14 protein-coding genes are annotated in these 16,069 nt (G+C 72.2%); 6 read left to right on the forward strand and 8 right to left on the reverse strand.

Features of this window, described 5'->3' with window-relative positions:
* Positions 1-22: 22 nt before the first annotated feature.
* The 5 genes from OHS33_RS20380 to OHS33_RS20400 all read right to left on the reverse strand — a co-directional run bounded on the left by OHS33_RS20380 (position 23) and on the right by OHS33_RS20400 (position 5,755).
* Positions 23-1,918: an alpha/beta hydrolase gene (locus tag OHS33_RS20380; protein ID WP_330331840.1), complete on the reverse strand. Its 1,896-nt coding sequence runs from the start codon at positions 1,916-1,918 to the stop codon at positions 23-25.
* Positions 1,915-2,349, reverse strand: a complete 435-nt coding sequence (locus tag OHS33_RS20385; protein WP_330331841.1) for a hypothetical protein — start codon at positions 2,347-2,349, stop codon at positions 1,915-1,917. Before OHS33_RS20385 ends, OHS33_RS20380 begins: the two co-directional genes overlap by 4 nt.
* Before the next feature lie 143 nt (positions 2,350-2,492).
* Complete coding sequence (locus OHS33_RS20390) at positions 2,493-4,157, reverse strand: transporter (RefSeq protein WP_330331842.1); 1,665 nt, start codon at positions 4,155-4,157, stop codon at positions 2,493-2,495.
* Positions 4,154-4,972, reverse strand: a complete 819-nt coding sequence (locus OHS33_RS20395; protein ID WP_330331843.1) for an ABC transporter ATP-binding protein — start codon at positions 4,970-4,972, stop codon at positions 4,154-4,156. Before OHS33_RS20395 ends, OHS33_RS20390 begins: the two co-directional genes overlap by 4 nt.
* A gap of 96 nt (positions 4,973-5,068) precedes the next feature.
* Positions 5,069-5,755: a bifunctional DNA primase/polymerase gene (locus tag OHS33_RS20400; protein ID WP_330331844.1), complete on the reverse strand. Its 687-nt coding sequence runs from the start codon at positions 5,753-5,755 to the stop codon at positions 5,069-5,071.
* Between the two features lie 280 nt (positions 5,756-6,035).
* On the opposite strand from OHS33_RS20400, the gene OHS33_RS20405 reads away from it, so the two are divergent.
* Both OHS33_RS20405 and OHS33_RS20410 read left to right on the forward strand, forming a co-directional pair.
* Positions 6,036-7,418 carry a transcriptional regulator gene (locus OHS33_RS20405; protein WP_330331845.1) on the forward strand — a complete coding sequence of 461 codons (1,383 nt, stop codon included), beginning with the start codon at positions 6,036-6,038 and terminating at the stop codon, positions 7,416-7,418.
* A 71-nt stretch (positions 7,419-7,489) separates the two neighbouring features.
* Positions 7,490-8,992, forward strand: coding sequence for a hypothetical protein (locus OHS33_RS20410; RefSeq protein ID WP_330331846.1), 1,503 nt, complete (start codon positions 7,490-7,492; stop codon positions 8,990-8,992).
* 5 nt (positions 8,993-8,997) lie between these two features.
* Here OHS33_RS20410 and OHS33_RS20415 read toward each other — a convergent pair whose 3' ends face one another.
* Positions 8,998-10,368 (reverse strand): ABC transporter substrate-binding protein, encoded by a 1,371-nt coding sequence (locus OHS33_RS20415; RefSeq protein ID WP_443065328.1) that lies wholly within the window; start codon positions 10,366-10,368, stop codon positions 8,998-9,000.
* 218 nt (positions 10,369-10,586) lie between these two features.
* Here OHS33_RS20415 and OHS33_RS20420 point away from each other — a divergent pair, with 218 nt between their 5' ends.
* A complete protein-coding gene (locus OHS33_RS20420; protein WP_330335124.1) occupies positions 10,587-11,033 on the forward strand; it encodes an SCO4402 family protein in 447 nt (148 codons plus the stop codon).
* 49 nt (positions 11,034-11,082) lie between these two features.
* The gene (gene purU / locus OHS33_RS20425; RefSeq protein ID WP_330331848.1) at positions 11,083-11,958 is read left to right on the forward strand and encodes a formyltetrahydrofolate deformylase; all 876 of its coding nucleotides are present in this window, start codon (positions 11,083-11,085) and stop codon (positions 11,956-11,958) included.
* 340 nt (positions 11,959-12,298) lie between these two features.
* On the opposite strand, the gene OHS33_RS20430 is transcribed toward purU, so the two are convergent.
* Positions 12,299-13,621 carry a zf-HC2 domain-containing protein gene (locus OHS33_RS20430; protein ID WP_330331849.1) on the reverse strand — a complete coding sequence of 441 codons (1,323 nt, stop codon included), beginning with the start codon at positions 13,619-13,621 and terminating at the stop codon, positions 12,299-12,301.
* Positions 13,618-14,181 carry a sigma-70 family RNA polymerase sigma factor gene (locus tag OHS33_RS20435; protein WP_330331850.1) on the reverse strand — a complete coding sequence of 188 codons (564 nt, stop codon included), beginning with the start codon at positions 14,179-14,181 and terminating at the stop codon, positions 13,618-13,620. The genes OHS33_RS20430 and OHS33_RS20435 overlap by 4 nt, the downstream gene beginning before the upstream one ends.
* Before the next feature lie 277 nt (positions 14,182-14,458).
* Between OHS33_RS20435 and OHS33_RS20440 the strand changes: the two genes are divergently transcribed.
* Both OHS33_RS20440 and OHS33_RS20445 read left to right on the forward strand, forming a co-directional pair.
* On the forward strand, positions 14,459-14,989 hold the full coding sequence (locus tag OHS33_RS20440; protein ID WP_330331851.1) for an EF-hand domain-containing protein: 531 nt from the start codon (positions 14,459-14,461) through the stop codon (positions 14,987-14,989).
* A gap of 85 nt (positions 14,990-15,074) precedes the next feature.
* Entirely contained in the window at positions 15,075-16,061 is a 987-nt protein-coding gene (locus OHS33_RS20445) for an aldo/keto reductase (protein WP_330331852.1), read from the forward strand.
* Positions 16,062-16,069 lie beyond the last annotated feature (8 nt).

The following is a 16,069-nucleotide window of genomic DNA, read 5'->3' on the forward strand; positions in this document are numbered from 1 at the left end:
GCGAGCGCGGAGGAGCGGAGTCTCATCGAGGTTCCTGGGTAGATATGTCTTGCGGTCGGCCGGCGATGATCAAGGCGATGTTGCCGGCGGAGTCCTTGTCCTTCTTCGGATTGAAGTAGTTGGAGTGTGCCTCTATGGGGCCGTCCCCGCCGATGATCGGCGTCGGACCGTCATCGACTCTGAAGCGGTGGGCGCCGAACTCCCTGTTCGCGGGATCGGTTCCGAAGTGGATCTGGCTGGGGTCGCTGAGTGCGTCGCCCACGACGTATCCGTGGAAGGCTCCCACGCCGCCTCCGATGACCGCGCCTCCCACGGTGCCGAGTGGTCCGAGGGCGGAGCCCACCACCCCACCGGCAACGGCACCGGCCGCGCCACCGCCCAGCAGGCCGGCGGTCTCGGCTGTGTTCGGAGCCTTGGTCACCAGGTCGTTCTGCGCCGCCCCCACGTACACGTGATCCCGCCCGACGCCGAGCTGGTCGGCGTTCTGGGCACCTGTACCCGGGCTGCCGACCAGGATGATGTCATCCGCCCCTGGGATACCGCCTGGCTGCTGGGCGGCCTGACCGACAGTGAGTGATCCGTAGGAGTGCCCGATCGCCGTGATGTGGGGGTCAGCGTTCTGGTTGGTGCTGCTGATCCCCGCCATGAACTTGTTGTAGTCGCCGGCGCCCCGACGCGCGTCGTCCATGGTGGTGACCGCGAGGTTGTCGAGCAGATTGTCGGCCGGCAGCTGCGGGGCGTCGTAGCCCAGCCAGACGATCGACGCTGAGCTCGGGTCGTAGAACCTGGCATCCAGCGCGGTATCCCTTGCCCGCTGAATGTCATTGCGGGCGAACGAGCCGTCGAGCGCCGTTCCCAGGCCGGGGACGTATGCCGAGACGTTCTTCGAGGTGTCCGGGTTGCCGAAGGAGACGATGGCCCGGCCGTTGTTCTGGTCACCGATGCCCAGGAGGTACATCGGCGGGTTGGTCGGGGCCTGGTTCCACAGTTGGTCGTTGATCGAGCGCAGACCCTCCAGCTGGTTCCTGGACTTCTCGTCCCCCTGCCCCGACAGCTTCCCGATCAGCATCTCCAGGTTGTCCCGGTTGGCGCGGTCGCGGGTCTCCGACGGGATGCCGTCCAGGTTGCCGATCACGTCCGGATACACCGCCAGGTACTCGGCCCGCTGGTCGTCCGTCAGGCCCTGCCACCACGCGTGCCGGTCCGCCGGGCTGCGGTCGAGCGGAATCGTGTCGTGGAGGTAGTGGCCGGCCTCCTTGCGCACGAGGGCCGCGTCGGCCGCCGCGTCCGCCCAGGTGGCGTCGGTGATGTCCAGGCTGTCCGCGGCCACCAGCCGGTTCAAGGCCTGGGTGAAGCGCGCGTCCGCTTCCTGCGCGGCGAGCACGGCCGTCCGGATCCGGCCGGCGATCTCCTGGGCCGCGGCGTGATGGGGGTTGGCGTCGGCGCCCATCGGAGGCTGGGCCTGCGGGTGCATGGGCAGCTCACGGAGGAACAGCCGTCGGTCGACCCCCTGTACCGAACTGCCGGGAACCGGCTGCTTGGTCAGGAAGTTCTCGCCCGCGGGCGGGTACTCCACCGAACCGTCCGCATGCAGGGTGAAGCCGTGGGTCGAGGCGTCGTCCAGGGCGGCTTTCAAGCGTGTCTGCTGCGTGGAGAGTTCCTGGGCGAGGGCGCCCAGGGTGGTGCGGACGAGCCCGCACTCGGTGTGGACGTAGTCGAAGTTGCGGTCCAGACGCCGCAGCCGATCGTGAGCGGCGGTCGCGGACTCGCCCTTCTGGGTCTCCAGGGACTTCAGCATCTCCATGCTGATCCTGTTCCGTGCGGCGTTCGCCCGGTTGCTCGCGTCGGCCCAGCCCGTGGCGGCCTCCGTGAACTCGTTTGTCTTCAGGTCGCGCAACTGCTGCCAGGTCAGGGTCACTTCGCGGGCTCCGTCCGGACGGCGAGACGGGAGAACGCGACCCGGCCCTGCTCGTCCACCTCGCCCAGGTCCCTGGCCACCTTGAGCAGCATCGGATCCAGTGCGCCGCACTCGTCGCGGACCGCCGTCAGCCGCTTCTCCCACGATGCCCGTACGGTCGCCAGCGCCCCGGCGGATGCGAGGCCGGCGGTACCCGCCGCCAGGCCGTCGTGGGCGAGGGACATCCGGCTCAGTGCGCCGCCCGTGCTGGTGCGCAGTTCGCCCGCCGCCGATGCCGCCTTGGTCCACGGCCCCGCCGCGTGGACGAGATCGCCGTTCTCCCCGGTCCCGGTCCCAGACCCGGTGCCCGGTCCTGTGGCCGACGCGAGCCGGATGCCCTGTGGCGGGTCGAACAGTTCCTGCCATCGTTGTGAGTACGCACCCGTGCCCATGGTCCGGTCCTCCCCAGTCCTGTGCCCTCCCCGGCACCGTCCTCGAACGAAATCAAAGGGCGCGGGGGACGCACCAGGGGGCAGGTACTCAGATACGCATGCGCGTCTGAGTACCTGCCCCCACTCACAGGTGTCGGTCGGGCTCAGCCCTTGCTGACCGCCGTCAGGATTTCCGGGAGGCGGCGGGAGACGGTGGGGGCGGCCAGGCGCATGCCCGCCCATGCTGTCAGGACGCCCCAGCCGATGCCGAGCGGGAGCAGCAGCCACAGGGAGCCGTGCAGGTCCGCCAGGTGGAGCCAGACCGTCAGCGCGATCAGCGGTGCGCACAGCAGGGTCGAGGCGAGCAGGCCGATGAAGATGCCCATCCAGGCGAGGCCGCCCTGGCCGGGGGCCACGTTCTTGAACGCGCCGTCCGTCGGGATGGAGTACGGGAAGCGCGCCGAGGCCAGTGCCCCCGAGCACAGCATCGCGCCGAGCAGCCCCAGCGCGAGGCCGATGACCTCCGGCAGGGCGGCCCAGTCGCCCACCATCGCCGCCGTCACCACGGTCACGAGCACCGTGTACGGGACGGTGACCAGGGCCAGCGCGAGGGCCCGGGCGCGCAGTTCGGCGTAGGCCTCGCGCGGGGTCGACAGGGTCTGGGCGACCATCCAGAAGGCGGAGGTGTCCTGCCCGAACTGGTTGTACATCTGGACGCCGAGCATGCCCGCGCCGAAGCAGGCGAGGTAGACCGAGCCGTGCCCCTGGAGCGCGTTGGCGACCGGGATGATCAGGCCGATGGTGAGGGAACTCATCCACGCGGCCTTCGTCTTGGGGTCGCGGACGGCGTAGCGCAGGGCGCGCTGGACGACCGCGCCGGTACGCCCGTCCGGCAGGAGCGACCAGCCGCCGGACCCGGCGCCGCGCTTCTTCCCCGACTCGGCCGCTCCGATGGTGGAGCCGTCCGGTGTGACCATCAGCTTGGTGAGGCTGCGCTCCCAGGACCACAGCAGCAGGGCGATCGCGCCCACGGTCAGTGCGAGCTGGGCGGCGGCGACGGCGTACGCGCCCCGGCCGACCGAGTCGACCATGCCGACGGCGGTCGCGGGCGGCAGCCAGCGCACCACCGCCTCGGCGGGTTCCAGGGCGCTCAGGCCACCGGCCTGGAAGAGCCGCTGGCTGGCGAAGTTGGCGAACTGGGCGCCGACCGCGATCAGCAGCCCGCTGAGCACGGCCAGGTCGCGGCCCTTGCGGCTGGACAGCAGCCGGACGTTGGCGGTGGCCACCGCCCGCGCCAGGACCACGCAGCCGAGCAGCAGCAGCGGCGCGCCGAGGACGGCGGCGACGATGCCCGCCGGGCCGTGGGCCACCGCGGTCACCGAACCGACGGCGAGGCACAGCGTGAAGAGCGGGCCGATGCCGACGAGGGAGGACGCCAGCAGGGCCCGGACGAGCGGCCGCGGCCGCAGCGGCAGCATCACCAGCCGGGTCGGGTCGAGGGTCTCGTCCCCGCTGGGGAAGAACAGCGGCATCACGGACCAGAGCAGCGCCAGGATCGCGGCGAGCAGCACCACGACGGTGCCCGCGTGCGCGTTCCCGTGCAGGACGGCCAGGCCGATCATCTGGAGCACGCCGACCCCGACCGCCAGGATCAGCGTGCTGAGGTAGGCGGCCTTCCGCTTCGAGGAGCCCTTGAGGCCGTTGCGCAGTAGGGACAGCTTGAGCCGGACGAAGACGGGCGTGAGGGAAACCCGTACGGGCGCGAGGGACGCCTGTGCGGAGGTGCGGTAGCCCTCCGATGATCCCTCCGCGGGCGTGGCCGCGCTCATCGGGAGGCCGTCCCGCCGCCGAGCCAGTCCAGCGATTCGCCGGTGTCGCGGCCCTGCGCGCCGACCAGTTCGAGGAAGGCGTCCTGCAGGGTGGGCGCGCTGCCGCGGACGGTGGCCAGCGGGCCCGCGGCGCGGATCTGCCCGGCCGCCATCACGGCGACCCAGTCGCACAGCGACTCGACCAGTTCCATCACGTGCGAGGAGAAGACCACCGTGGCACCGGACGCGGTGTAACGTTCCAGCACCTTGCGGATGGTCTGCGCCGACACCGGGTCGACGCCCTCGAACGGTTCGTCGAGGAACAGCACTTCGGGGTTGTGCAGCAGCGCCGCCGCCAGACCGATCTTCTTGCGCATGCCGGTCGAGTAGTCCACGACCAGCTTGTGCTGCGAGCCCGCGAGGTCCAGGACGTCCAGCAGCTGTGTCGCGCGCTTGTCGGTCTCCGGGCCCGGGACGCCCCGCAAGCGGCCCATGTAGCCGAGCAGTTCCCGCCCGGACAGCCGCTCGAAGAGCCGCAGCCCCTCCGGCAGCACCCCGATCCGGGATTTCACCTGAACCGGGTCCTGCCATACGTCATGTCCGGCGACCTCGACGCGCCCCTGGTCCGGGCGCAGCAGCCCGGTCACCATCGACAGCGTGGTGGTCTTGCCGGCCCCGTTGGGGCCGACGAGACCGATGAACTGCCCCGCGGGCAGTTCGAGATCGATCCCCGCGACGGCGATCTGCTCGCCGAAGCGCTTCCACAGCCCTTGGATCCGTACGGCGGGGGCGGCAACCGATGCCGTGTCCCCCGTCAACAATGCCTGGTCCGGCATCGCGCCCTGCCTTTCGTTCTGTCCCCGTGTTCGTCGTTCACCTTACGAGGGCAGGCCGTGGCGTCTGTAGGGCTATATGTACTGAACTGCCTCCGCTCAGCCGCGGCGGGCCCGGGCCGCCGCCGCCTCGCGCCCGCACGCGTAGGCCAGTACGTCGATCAGCTCCTCGGTGTCGGGCAGCCACCGGTTCGCCGGGGTGGGGCGGCGGACCCACTGCACCTGGCCCCGGCCGCCGTAGCGGGTGGGCGGGGCGGCGACGTAGTCCCCCTCGCCGCGCGCGACGAGGTCGAGCGAGGCGGGCTGCCAGCCCAGCTTGCGCAGCAGATCGGGGAGCTTGGCCCCGGCGCCGGGCAGCACGAAGAACTGGATCCGCCGGTCCGGGGTCGCGGTCACCGGCCCGATGGTGAGCCCCAGCCGCTCCAGCCGGGCCAGCGCCAGGAAGCCGGACACCTCCGGCACCTCGATCGCGTCGAAGGTGCGGCCGGTGGGCAGCAGGATCGAGGCGGCGGGCTGGCGCGACCACAGCTGGCGGACCCGGACCGCGCTGCCCGACGCCAGCGCGGCCCACTCCTTCACCCCCGGGTGCGCGCCCGGCTTCTCGCAGGCCGCGACCCCGCAGGAGCAGACCTCCCGGCCGTCCCCGGGCTCCAGCCAGGTGCCCGCGAACACGTCCCAGTGCCGCTCTTCCGCGTACCGCACGGCATGGTCCAGCAGCAGTTCACCGCGCTGCTGGGGGATGGGCGCGGTCTCCGTGACTCCGATGGTCTCTTCCACGATCAGCACAACTGCCGCCGTCACCGGGAGTTACGGGCGTAAACCAGCCGGTCGAGGGAGCATCGATCCTGCATGCGGGGCGCACCGGTGCACGGGCGGGGGCGCGCGGGGGACCGGGAGCCGGTGGGTGGGTAGCGACACCTCGCAGCAGACCGGAGAGCGGCGGTCCACCACGCACGGGACGGCTGGGCACGACTCACCACGTTCCGGACGGTGTTCCGCATTCTTCGCAGATCAGCCGGGAAGTGATCAGAAGCACGATCACCCGCGGCCAGCAGGGGGTTTTCTCATGGCAGCCAGGCCTCTCGTCGCCCGCCAGCCGAACGAACGGTTGCAGGCACTCATCCAGGAAGCCGGCTGTTCCAACGCCGGCCTCGCCCGTCGGGTCAACATGTGCGGGGCGGAACACGGCCTCGACCTCCGCTACGACAAGACATCCGTGGCCCGCTGGCTGCGCGGACAGCAGCCGCGCGGCCGGGCCCCCGGGATCATCGCCGAGGCCCTCGGGCGCAAGCTCGGCCGGACCGTCACCATCGACGAGATCGGCATGGCCAACGGCAAGAACCTCGCCTCCGGCGTGGGCCTGCAGTTCTCCCCGACCGTCGTCGGCGCCATCGAGCAGGTCTGCGAGCTGTGGCGCAGCGACGTCGGGCGCCGCGACTTCCTCTCCGGATCGGCCGTGGCCGCCTCCGCGCTCGTCGAGCCCAGCCGCGACTGGCTGATCACCGGGGCCGACGCCCAGGTGGCCCGTACGGGCGGCTCGCGCGTCGGCATGTCCGACGTCGAGGCGGTACGGGCCACCACCGACGCCCTCACCGACCTCGACCACCGCTTCGGCAGCGGGCACGTACGGCCCGTGGTCGTCCACTACCTCAACAGCGTGGTCTCCGGGCTGATCGGCGGCTCCTACCGCGAGCCGGTGGGCCGCGCGCTCTTCCTGGCCGTGGCCCGGCTCACCGAACTCGCGGGCTACATGGCCGTGGACACCGGCCAGCCCGGTCTCGCCCAGCGCTACTACATCCAGGCCCTGCGCCTCGCCCAGGCGGCGGGCGACCGCGCGTACGGCGGCTACGTGCTCGCCGCGTCCATGAGCCACCTCGCGGCCGAGCTGGGCAACCCGCGGGAGATCGCGCAGCTGGCGCGGGCCGCGCAGGAGGGCACGCGCGGGCAGGTCACACCGCGGGCGGAGGCCATGTTCTACGCCGCCGAGGCGCGCGGGCACGCGCTGCTGGGCGACGCCCGGGCCACGGCGGTGCTGTCCTCGCGGGCCGTGACCGCGCTGGAGCGCGCCGAACCGGAGTCCGGGGACGACCCGGTGTGGATCCGGCACTTCGACCAGGCCTACCTCGCCGACGAACTCGCGCACTGCCACCGCGACCTGGGGCAGGCCGACGCGGCGGGCCGGCGGGCGGAGGAGGCCTTGCGGGCACTGCCCCGGACCAAGGCCCGCAGACGAGCCATCGGGCTGCTGCTCCTGGCGACCTCGCAGGTGCAGCGCCGGGAGGTCGAGCAGGGCTGCCAGACCGCCGTGCAGGCGGTGGACCTGCTGTCCGGCCTGCGGTCGAACCGGGGCGCCGAGTACCTCGACGACTTCCGGTCGCGGCTGGAGCCGTACCGGGAGGAAGCGGCGGTCAGGGAGTTCAGCGCGCGGCTGGAGACACAGGTGGCGTGACGGACACGGGGGGTGACGGGGTAGCGTGACCGACGGTTCCGTAGGTTCGGACGGTCGGAAAAGGAGTCCCGGTGACGCAGAGCGGACAAGGCGGCGACTCGCGGCAGCCGCAGCCCCATCCCGGGCCCCAGCCCCCCGTGTACGAAGCGCCCGCCTACGAGCCCCCCGCGTACGAGCCCCCCGCCTACGAGGCACCCGCGTACGGAGCACCCGCGTACGGGGTCCCCGCGCCCGGGGCGCCCGCCTACGGATACCCGCCCCAGGACGCGCCGCCCGGCCACGTCCTGGGACCGGGGTACGAGGGCCCGGGAGCGCCGCACGGCTACGGCTACCCGCCGATCCCGGAGGCCGAGACCCAGTACATACCGCCGGTCCCGGCGCACCCGGGGCCGATGGAGGCGCAGACGCAGTACATCCCGCCGGTGTCCGCCGCCCCGGCGCACATGGAGGCGGCGACGCAGTACATCCCGCCGGTCCCGGCCGGTCCGGGGCCCATGGACGCGGCGCCGATGGGCGCGGCGCACATGGAGGCGGCCACCCAGTACATCCCGCCCGTTCCGGCCGGTCCGGGCGGCGGTCCCGGCGGAATGCACGAGGCCGCGACCCAGTACATCCCGCCGGTCCCGGCGGGCCCGGGTCCCGGTCAGGGGCAGAGTCCCGGTCAGGGTCCGCCGGACGTCTTCGACGGCCTGTTCCGCGGCGACGACCAGGGGCACACCCAGGTGCTGCCGCCGATCCAGGAGCCGGTGCGCAGCCAGGCCCCGCCGCCCGCGCCGCCCTTCCAGCAGCGCCGCCCGAAGCCGCAGCCGCAGTTCCCGCAGCAGCCGGCGCACCTCCAGCAGACGGCCGGGTTCCAGCAGCCCCCGCCGCCCCCGCAGTTCCAGCAGCCCGGCCCGTTCCAGCAGCCGCCGCCGGAGGAGCCCGCGCGGAAGGTGTCGCCCGTGGTCATCGGGGTCGCGGTGCTCGCGCTCGCCGTGGCCGGTCTGGGCGTGGGGTCCCTGCTGGGGGACGGCAAGGCCCAGAACAACGACCCGGCGGCGGTGGACACCGTACCGAGCAAGCCGGCCGGTTCCGGTTCGGCCAAGCCCCCGGCGGACGAGGCGCCGGTGGATCCGGCGCGCGCCCAGGCCGTACAGCTCGACAAGGTGCTCGCGGACAGCAACGACAGCCGGGCGACCGTGATCCGCGCCGTGGACGACGTGAAGGCCTGCAAGAACCTCGCCCAGTCCGCCGAGGACCTGCGCGACGCGGCCCGCAAGCGCGAGGAGCTGGTCACCAAGCTCCAGGAGCTGAAGACCGACAAGCTGCCCGACCACGCGAAGCTGACCGCGGCGCTCACCAAGGCGTGGCAGTCGTCGGGTTCGGCGGACCAGCACTACGCGGCCTGGGCGGACGAGGCCGCGGGCGACCGCAAGACCTGCAAGGACGGCAAGGGGGCCAAGGCCACCACCCAGGCCAACGAGGGCAACAAGGCGAGCGCCGAGGCCACCAAGGCGAAGGACTCGGCCGCGGGCATGTGGAACAAGATCGCGGCGCAGTACGGGCTCACCCAGCGGGACACGTCCCAGCTCTGAGCCGGTCAGCTGGAGCGGGGGGCCGCCTCCAGGGTCTTGGTCATGTCCATGGTGGTCTCGCCGGGCTGCGCGATGATCCGGCCGTCCTGGACGATCTGGAAGGTGACGCGCCCGTTCGCCATCCGGGGGAAGCCGCCGACCGCGCGCATGTCCTGGTAGCGCCAGCTCAGGTCGGGGGTGAGGCCGCCGGTCTTGACGCCCGCCGAGTGGTTGAGGGCGCGGGCGACCGTGCGCCCGCTGACCTCCCCGTCCTTGCCGAGGCGCTTCACGATCTCGGTGAAGACGGTGTACGCGATCCAGGTGGTCTGGGTGCCGGTGTCGTCCGGGTTGACCCGGTTGTCGCCGAAGGCGTTCTCGGTGATGACCTTGCGCATCGGCTGCCACAGCGGGTCGCCGGACACCGGGTACCAGCTGGCGACGTACGCGCCCTCGAACTGGCTCTCCTTGCCGCCGGTGCGGTCCACCAGGGACTGGCTGACGCTGCCGAGGACGGAGGAGAGCTGCGGCTTCTTCGCCTCGGTGTCGAGGCGGCGGAAGGAGTCGAAGAAGGTCTCGGTGCGCTCGCCGAGGACGGCGGCCACGCACCCCTTGCCCTTGTCCCCGGTGTCGGCCGTATCGCTCTTACTGCTCTTGTCGGTCTTGTCGGCCTTGTCGGCGGTCTTGCCCTTGCCCGCCTCGGTGAGGGCTTCGCGGGCTTGGTCGGCGTAGTTCGCGGAGTCCTCGGGCGCCCGGACGTCGGCGGCCTCGCGCTGCGGCTTGACGGCCTTGAACCCGGCGTTGAGCTGGATGGGCATGGAGTCGCCCGCGAGGGTGTCGGGCCGTACGAGCGCCACGTCGTCGCAGGCCTTGCCCAGCTGGTGCCCGGCTCCGGCGAGCAGCACGGGCTGGCCGCCGTTGACGGGGTAGGACAGGGTGCTCTGGAACTCCTCGGCGGAGACGCCGTAGCCGCCGATGAAGGGGATGCCCTCGGCTTCGAGCGGGGCCATGAAGGCGCGCCCCCACTGGCTGTACGAGCCCACGACGGCCACGGCCTTGGCGGTGATCGCCTGCCGGGCGCAGTCGGCGGCGCCGCTCGCGGTGTTGTGCTCGTTGCAGGTCAGGACGCGGAGCTTGTGGCCGTTGATGCCGCCCTTGGCGTTGATCCAGCGCTCGTAGGCCTTGGCCATCGCGGGCATGCCGCCCATGTTGGTGGCCTTCGTGCCCTCGGGAGCCCAGGTCATGACGGTGATGGTGTCCCCGGAGCCCCCCGTGGCTCCGGGGAACAGTCCACAGCCGGTCAGCAGACACGCACCTGCCACCGTGCTCGTCGCCGTGGTCACCGCCCTGGTCAGGAGCGTGCGGGAGCGGGAACGTGATGCGGTTCGCCAGTCGGTCATGACCCGTCACACTTCCGGCCCCCGGGGAACTGAAGTGTGAGGTGTACACAACATGGGGTGACGCCCAGGTGAATTGCGGGGGACCTGTTGGTGGGCAAGGCGGGCAAGGGCAGCCAAGGTGGGCGGAGTGGGTCCCTCCGGGGGAACGTACGATCGAGCGCGTGACATTCGACCCAGGTTCGAAGAACTCTTCCCGTCGCGGCCGCCGCTCCACCACCATGGGCGGCATGCCCCTCAACGACATGCCGTGGTGGCGCTGGCGCACCAACGTGCGCTCGGCGCTGCACATGCTCTCCGACCCGGCCTTCCAGGAGGACACCTGGCTTGCCGGACTCGACGGCTACGGAGACGTCACCGACGCCGTCTACCGGCTCGTCGAGGACACCTGGCTCGACAACTGGTCCGCGGAGAAGTACGTCGGCACGATCTTCCGCGACTCCCAGGAGGCGGCCCTCGTGGACCTCGCCGTCCTGCGGGTGCTGCGGATCCTGCACCAGGTCGGGCCGGACGCCCCCGTCTCCGTCTACCTGGAGCACCACGCCTGGCCCGAGGCGGTCCGTGCCGCGCGCGAGGCGCACGTACGGCTGGCGGTGGCCGACGGGGACGATCCCGACGCCCGGCCGCGCTCCCTGGAAGTGCTGAGGATCCTCACACGGGCGGCGTGAGCGGCGTGAAGGGGCGCGGAGCAGCGCCGATGTGAAAGTCTTGCGGGTCATGAGCGAAGACCCGCAGGCGAATGAGCCCCAGCAGTACATCCTCACCCTGTCCTGTCCCGATAAGCAGGGCATTGTGCACGCCGTGTCCAGTTATCTGTTCATGACCGGGTGCAACATCGAGGACAGCCAGCAGTTCGGCGACCACGACACGGGCCTCTTCTTCATGCGGGTCCACTTCTCGGCGACGCCGCCGGTCACGGTTGACAAACTGCGGGCCAGTTTCGCGGCCATCGGCGACTCCTTCCGGATGGACTGGCAGATCCACCGCGCGGACGAGCGGATGCGGATCGTGCTGATGGTGTCGAAGTTCGGGCACTGCCTGAACGACCTGCTGTTCCGCTCGCGGATCGGGGCGCTGCCGGTCGAGATCGCGGCCGTGGTCTCCAACCACACCGACTTCGCCGAGCTGGTCGGCTCGTACGGCGTGCCGTTCGTGCACATTCCGGTCACCAAGGACACGAAGGCGGCGGCCGAGGCCGAGCTGCTGGAACTGGTGCGGGCGGAGAACGTCGAGCTGGTCGTCCTGGCGCGGTACATGCAGGTGCTGTCCGACACCCTGTGCAAGGAGCTGAGCGGGCGGATCATCAACATCCACCACTCGTTCCTGCCGAGCTTCAAGGGCGCGAAGCCGTACCACCAGGCGCACGCGCGGGGCGTGAAGCTGATCGGTGCCACCGCGCACTACGTGACGGCCGACCTGGACGAGGGCCCGATCATCGAGCAGGAGGTCGAGCGGGTCGGTCACGGGGTGACGCCGGAAGAGCTGGTGGCGGTCGGGCGGGACGTCGAGTGCCAGGCGCTCGCGCGGGCGGTCAAATGGCACAGCGAACGCCGCGTCCTCCTGAACGGCACCCGCACCGTCGTCTTCGCCTGACGTCTGGCCCCGGCGGGCAGCGCGGGTTCGGGCTGGGCCGAATCCAGCCTCGCCGGCGTTTGAGGCGCGGGTCCGGGCGGAGCCCGGGCGCTGCCGCAACCTTCAGCCTCGCCGGCGTTTGAGGCGCGGGGTCTGGGGCGGAGCCCCAGGGCCCGCAGGGGACGACGGCCCTGGCGGGCCGCCCCGGGCTCTGCCCGGACCCGCGCCTCAAACGCCGGCGAGGCTGAAGTGGGCCGGAGGCGGCCCGCCGGGCTGAAGTGGGCCGGAGGCGGCCCGCCAGGCTGAAGTGGGCCGGAGGCGGCCCGCCGGGCTGAAGTGGGTCGGGTGCGGCCCGCCAGGGCTAGAGGCGGCTTAGGGAGGCGGCGGCGGTGAGGACGTCTCGGATGGCTTCGCGGTCGCCGTGCTGGCCGGCGGCCGCGTCGTCCGGGGAGATGTGCCCCGCGGCCAACTGGCAGAATTCGACGCCGTCCAGCGCGATCTCCGCCACCGTGTGCTCCGCGGAGGTCGCCGCCGCCGGTGAGTCCAGGGCGATGTCCCAGCCGCCCCCGCCCGCGCCCTCGATCTCCAGGTGCAGCGTGCGCCCGGGGGTTCCGGCCGCGACCAGGCGGCGCGGCGGGGCCGCCAGCCCCGACCGGCGGCGGTCCGCCAGCGCCCCCGGGAGCAGCCGCGCGGCCAGGTCGATCATGCGGTGCAGGTGCGGCCCGGACGGCGGGTCGTACGGGTAGTCCACCGCCTCCGCGATGTCCCACGCGTGCACCCAGCACTCGAAGGCCCGCTCCAGGAACGCGTCCCCGAGCGGCAGCGCGAAGTCCCCGTAGTCCACGGCCAGCTCGGCGACCCCGTGCCCCGCGAACGACACGGTCCGCACCAGCGTGTGGCCCTGCTCCCGCCACGGTTCGCGGACCTGGCGGGTGACCGGGTGCGGCGAGGAGTTCCAGAAGTGCTCGGTGCGCCCGACCGGTCCGGGCGGCGCGTCCGGGCCGAGCGGGTCGTCCAGCCCGAGGGCCGTCGCGATCAGCCCGTCGACCGTCAGCAGGTGCCCGATCACCCCGGCCACCGTGGTCCGCCGGGACTGCCTGCCCTCGTCCTCGTACCACTTCAGCCGGACCGGCGTGTGCCATTCCGCGTCGCCGAAGTCCCGGAGCAGCGCGTCGAGCCGCGCGGTCTCGGTGTCGTACGGAGTCGCCCACACCGGAACCGGGATCCGGGCGGGCCGTTTGCCCAGGCAGTCCTCCAGCACCCGGGACCGCAGCAGCGGTTTCAGGTCGAGGGTCTCCTCGGGGCGCAGCAGGCCGACCGCGTCGCGCAGCCGCAGCGCCTCGTCGGCACAGGGCGCGCATTCGGTGAGGTGGTCCTCGACGGCCTGGGTCTCCTCCGGCGAGCACGCGGCCAGCGCCCACGCGCCGAGCAGGGACTTCAGCACGGCGTGCGTGGGCGGCGGCGAGGGAGCGGCGACCGGCGGAGGCGGTACGGACTCGGCCCGTACGGGCTCGGTCGGTACGGACTCGGGCGGCTCGGCGGCCACCGGCGGGAGGGAGGCCACCGCCGGCAGGTGCTCCCAGTCGTCGGCGGCTCCGCGCGGCCCCGGTATCCACGTACCGCCGCCGGCGCGCTCGCCACGGCCTTCGTACTCGTCATCGGGCGACTCGGCGGGGCCGTTCATCGGCTGCTTCCGTATCCGGGCGGGGAGAGGTCTTCCTGCGGCAGGTGGTTGGCGGTCGACAGGAGCTGCAGGCCGAGCCGCAGCCTGCGGCGCGCCTCGTCCTCGCTGATCTGCAGGTCGGCGGCGGCCTGGCGGTAGTCGCGCCGTTTGAAGTAGGCCAGTTCGAGGGCGGCCCGCAGCGGGGCGGGCATGGAGGTGACGATGTAGTCGGCGCGGGCGGCGGCGTTGGCGCTGCGGACCTTCTGCTCCAGCTCCTCGCGGGAGCCGCGGCCCAGTTCGGCCTGGCGCAGGCGCGCCACGGCCTGTCCCTGGGTGATCCGGGCGACCCAGGACCGCATGGAGCCCTGTTTGGGGTCGTAGGCGTCGGGGTTCTCCCAGATGTAGCCGAACACTTCGCGGGTGATGCGGTCGGCGGCCTTCTCGTCGCGCAGGACGCGGTGCGCGAGGCTGTGGACGAGTGACGCGAAGCGGTCGTACAGCTCTCCGAGCGCGGCGGCCTCGCCGCGCGCGAGCCGCTGTTGCATCCTGCGGTCCCAGCGGGGTGGTGCGTCCTTCGCCATGCTGCCCCCAGCCGTGTGTCGACTCCTTGAATGTAGTGGGCACATGGCCCCGCGCGCCTGTTTTGGGGCAAGCCCGCCCCGGAACCACACCCTCCGTGGTAAAGGACCCGACGCTGCGTCATGGGCACATCTGTACGCGCCCCATCGCGCTTCCCGTGCGCGGGTTCGATGCGGCCACCTGCTTGCCCACTTCGCTTAACGCGCAGGCCACCGAGGCCTTACGCTTCCGCCTGTCTTGATCTGAACCCCACCGCACATGTGAAGGCGGAAGCCGAATATGGACAGCGCAGAGTACGAGCGCAAGATCGCCGCCCGATTCGCCACCTTCGACCAGGACGGCAACGGCTATATCGACCGCGAGGACTTCAGCGCGGCCGCGAAGGCCGTACTGGCCGAATTCGGTACCACGGCCCGCTCGGACAAGGGCCAGGCCGTCTTCAACGGCGCCGAGGCCTTCTGGCAGGGCATGGCCGGGATCGCCGACGTGGACGGTGACCAGCGGGTGACCCGCGAGGAGTTCATCACCGGCGCGGCCAAACGACTTCGGGACAATCCACGGCGCTTCGCCGAGATCGCCCGTCCCTTCCTGCACGCGGTGATCGCGGTGGCGGCGGATGGGGACGACGAAGGCGGGGCGGGGACCAGCCCGGCCGCCGCGGCGCGGGTGCTGCGGGTCCTCGGTACCGCCCCGGAGCTGGCCGCGACCGTGGCGGCGGCGCTGGACACGGACGGCGACGGCCGGATCTCCGAGGACGAGGTCCTCGCCGCCTTCGCGGGGTACTGCGGAGTGGCGGCCCCGGACGCGTGAGCGGCCGTCCGGCCGACCGGATGTGAGGTGAGTGCGGGCCGCCCGGTGCGACCGGGCGGCCCTATCGTGTGGAGATCATTCCGTCATGACCTCGAACACGACCCCGAAAGCGGCAGACGTGACCTCAGACGTGACCTTGGAAGTACCCCCCACCGCGGCGGCATCCGGCACCTGGACGCTCGGTGACCTGGAGGTCAACCGGATCGGCTTCGGCACGATGCGGCTGCCGCAGTCCGGCGAGGCGCTGACCCCCGACGCCGTGCCGCGCGACCGCGGCCAGGCGATCGCCGTGCTGCGCCGGGCGGTCGAGCTGGGCGTGAACCACTTCGACACCGCCGCGTTCTACTTCTCGCCGCTGCTGTCGGCCAACGAACTGATCAACCGGGCGCTGGCGCCGTACGCCGACGACATCGTCGTCGTCACCAAGGTCGGGCCGGGCCGGGACCCCTCCGGCGAGTGGACCGACCACGCCGGGCCCGGGCAGCTGCGCGGCCAGGTGGAGGAGAACCTGCGCCAGCTCGGCCGGGACCACCTGGACGTGGTGAACCTGCGCATCGTGGGCGACGCTCCGATCGCCGAGCGGTTCGGGGTGCTGGCCGATCTGCGCGAGGCGGGGCTCATCCGGCACCTGGGGCTGTCCAACGTCCGCCCCCACCACCTCGCCGAGGCCCGCGCCATCGCACCGGTGGTCTGCGTACAGAACGCGCACGGCATAGGCGGCTCGCCCGAGCAGGCGGAGTTCCTGCGGGCCTGCGGCGAGCAGGGCGTCGCCTTCGTGCCGTTCTACGCGATCGCGGGCAGCGGGCGTACGGCGGGCGCGGGCGGTGGCGGCGAGAACGGCTACAAGGGCGACGAGAGCGCCGATGACGCGGTGCGGGCCGTCGCGCGCGCCCACGGGGTGAGCGCGGCGCAGGTCCGGCTGGCGTGGACCCTGCACCAGGGCCCGCACGTGCTGGCCATCCCCGGCACCGGCGACCCGGGCCACCTCGCGGAGAACGTGGCCGCCGGAGCGCTCAGCCTGTCCGCGGAGGACCTGGCGGCCCTGGACGCCGTCGGGCACGCGGCGGCGTAACGGCCGGC

The organism is Streptomyces sp. NBC_00536, assembly GCF_036346295.1.
GTDB lineage: Bacteria > Actinomycetota > Actinomycetes > Streptomycetales > Streptomycetaceae > Streptomyces.

What these genes read in the sequence shown, in the direction of transcription:
- OHS33_RS20385 (WP_330331841.1), bottom strand. Translation starts at nt 2,349, where the DNA reads ATGGGCACGGGTGCGTACTCACAACGATGGCAGGAACTGTTCGACCCG.
- OHS33_RS20390 (WP_330331842.1), bottom strand. Translation starts at nt 4,157, where the DNA reads ATGAGCGCGGCCACGCCCGCGGAGGGATCATCGGAGGGCTACCGCACC.
- OHS33_RS20395 (WP_330331843.1), bottom strand. Translation starts at nt 4,972, where the DNA reads ATGCCGGACCAGGCATTGTTGACGGGGGACACGGCATCGGTTGCCGCC.
- OHS33_RS20405 (WP_330331845.1), top strand. Translation starts at nt 6,036, where the DNA reads ATGGCAGCCAGGCCTCTCGTCGCCCGCCAGCCGAACGAACGGTTGCAG.
- OHS33_RS20415 (WP_443065328.1), bottom strand. Translation starts at nt 10,368, where the DNA reads ATGACCGACTGGCGAACCGCATCACGTTCCCGCTCCCGCACGCTCCTG.
- OHS33_RS20420 (WP_330335124.1), top strand. Translation starts at nt 10,587, where the DNA reads ATGGGCGGCATGCCCCTCAACGACATGCCGTGGTGGCGCTGGCGCACC.
- purU (WP_330331848.1), top strand. Translation starts at nt 11,083, where the DNA reads ATGAGCGAAGACCCGCAGGCGAATGAGCCCCAGCAGTACATCCTCACC.
- OHS33_RS20430 (WP_330331849.1), bottom strand. Translation starts at nt 13,621, where the DNA reads ATGAACGGCCCCGCCGAGTCGCCCGATGACGAGTACGAAGGCCGTGGC.
- OHS33_RS20435 (WP_330331850.1), bottom strand. Translation starts at nt 14,181, where the DNA reads ATGGCGAAGGACGCACCACCCCGCTGGGACCGCAGGATGCAACAGCGG.
- OHS33_RS20440 (WP_330331851.1), top strand. Translation starts at nt 14,459, where the DNA reads ATGGACAGCGCAGAGTACGAGCGCAAGATCGCCGCCCGATTCGCCACC.
- OHS33_RS20445 (WP_330331852.1), top strand. Translation starts at nt 15,075, where the DNA reads ATGACCTCGAACACGACCCCGAAAGCGGCAGACGTGACCTCAGACGTG.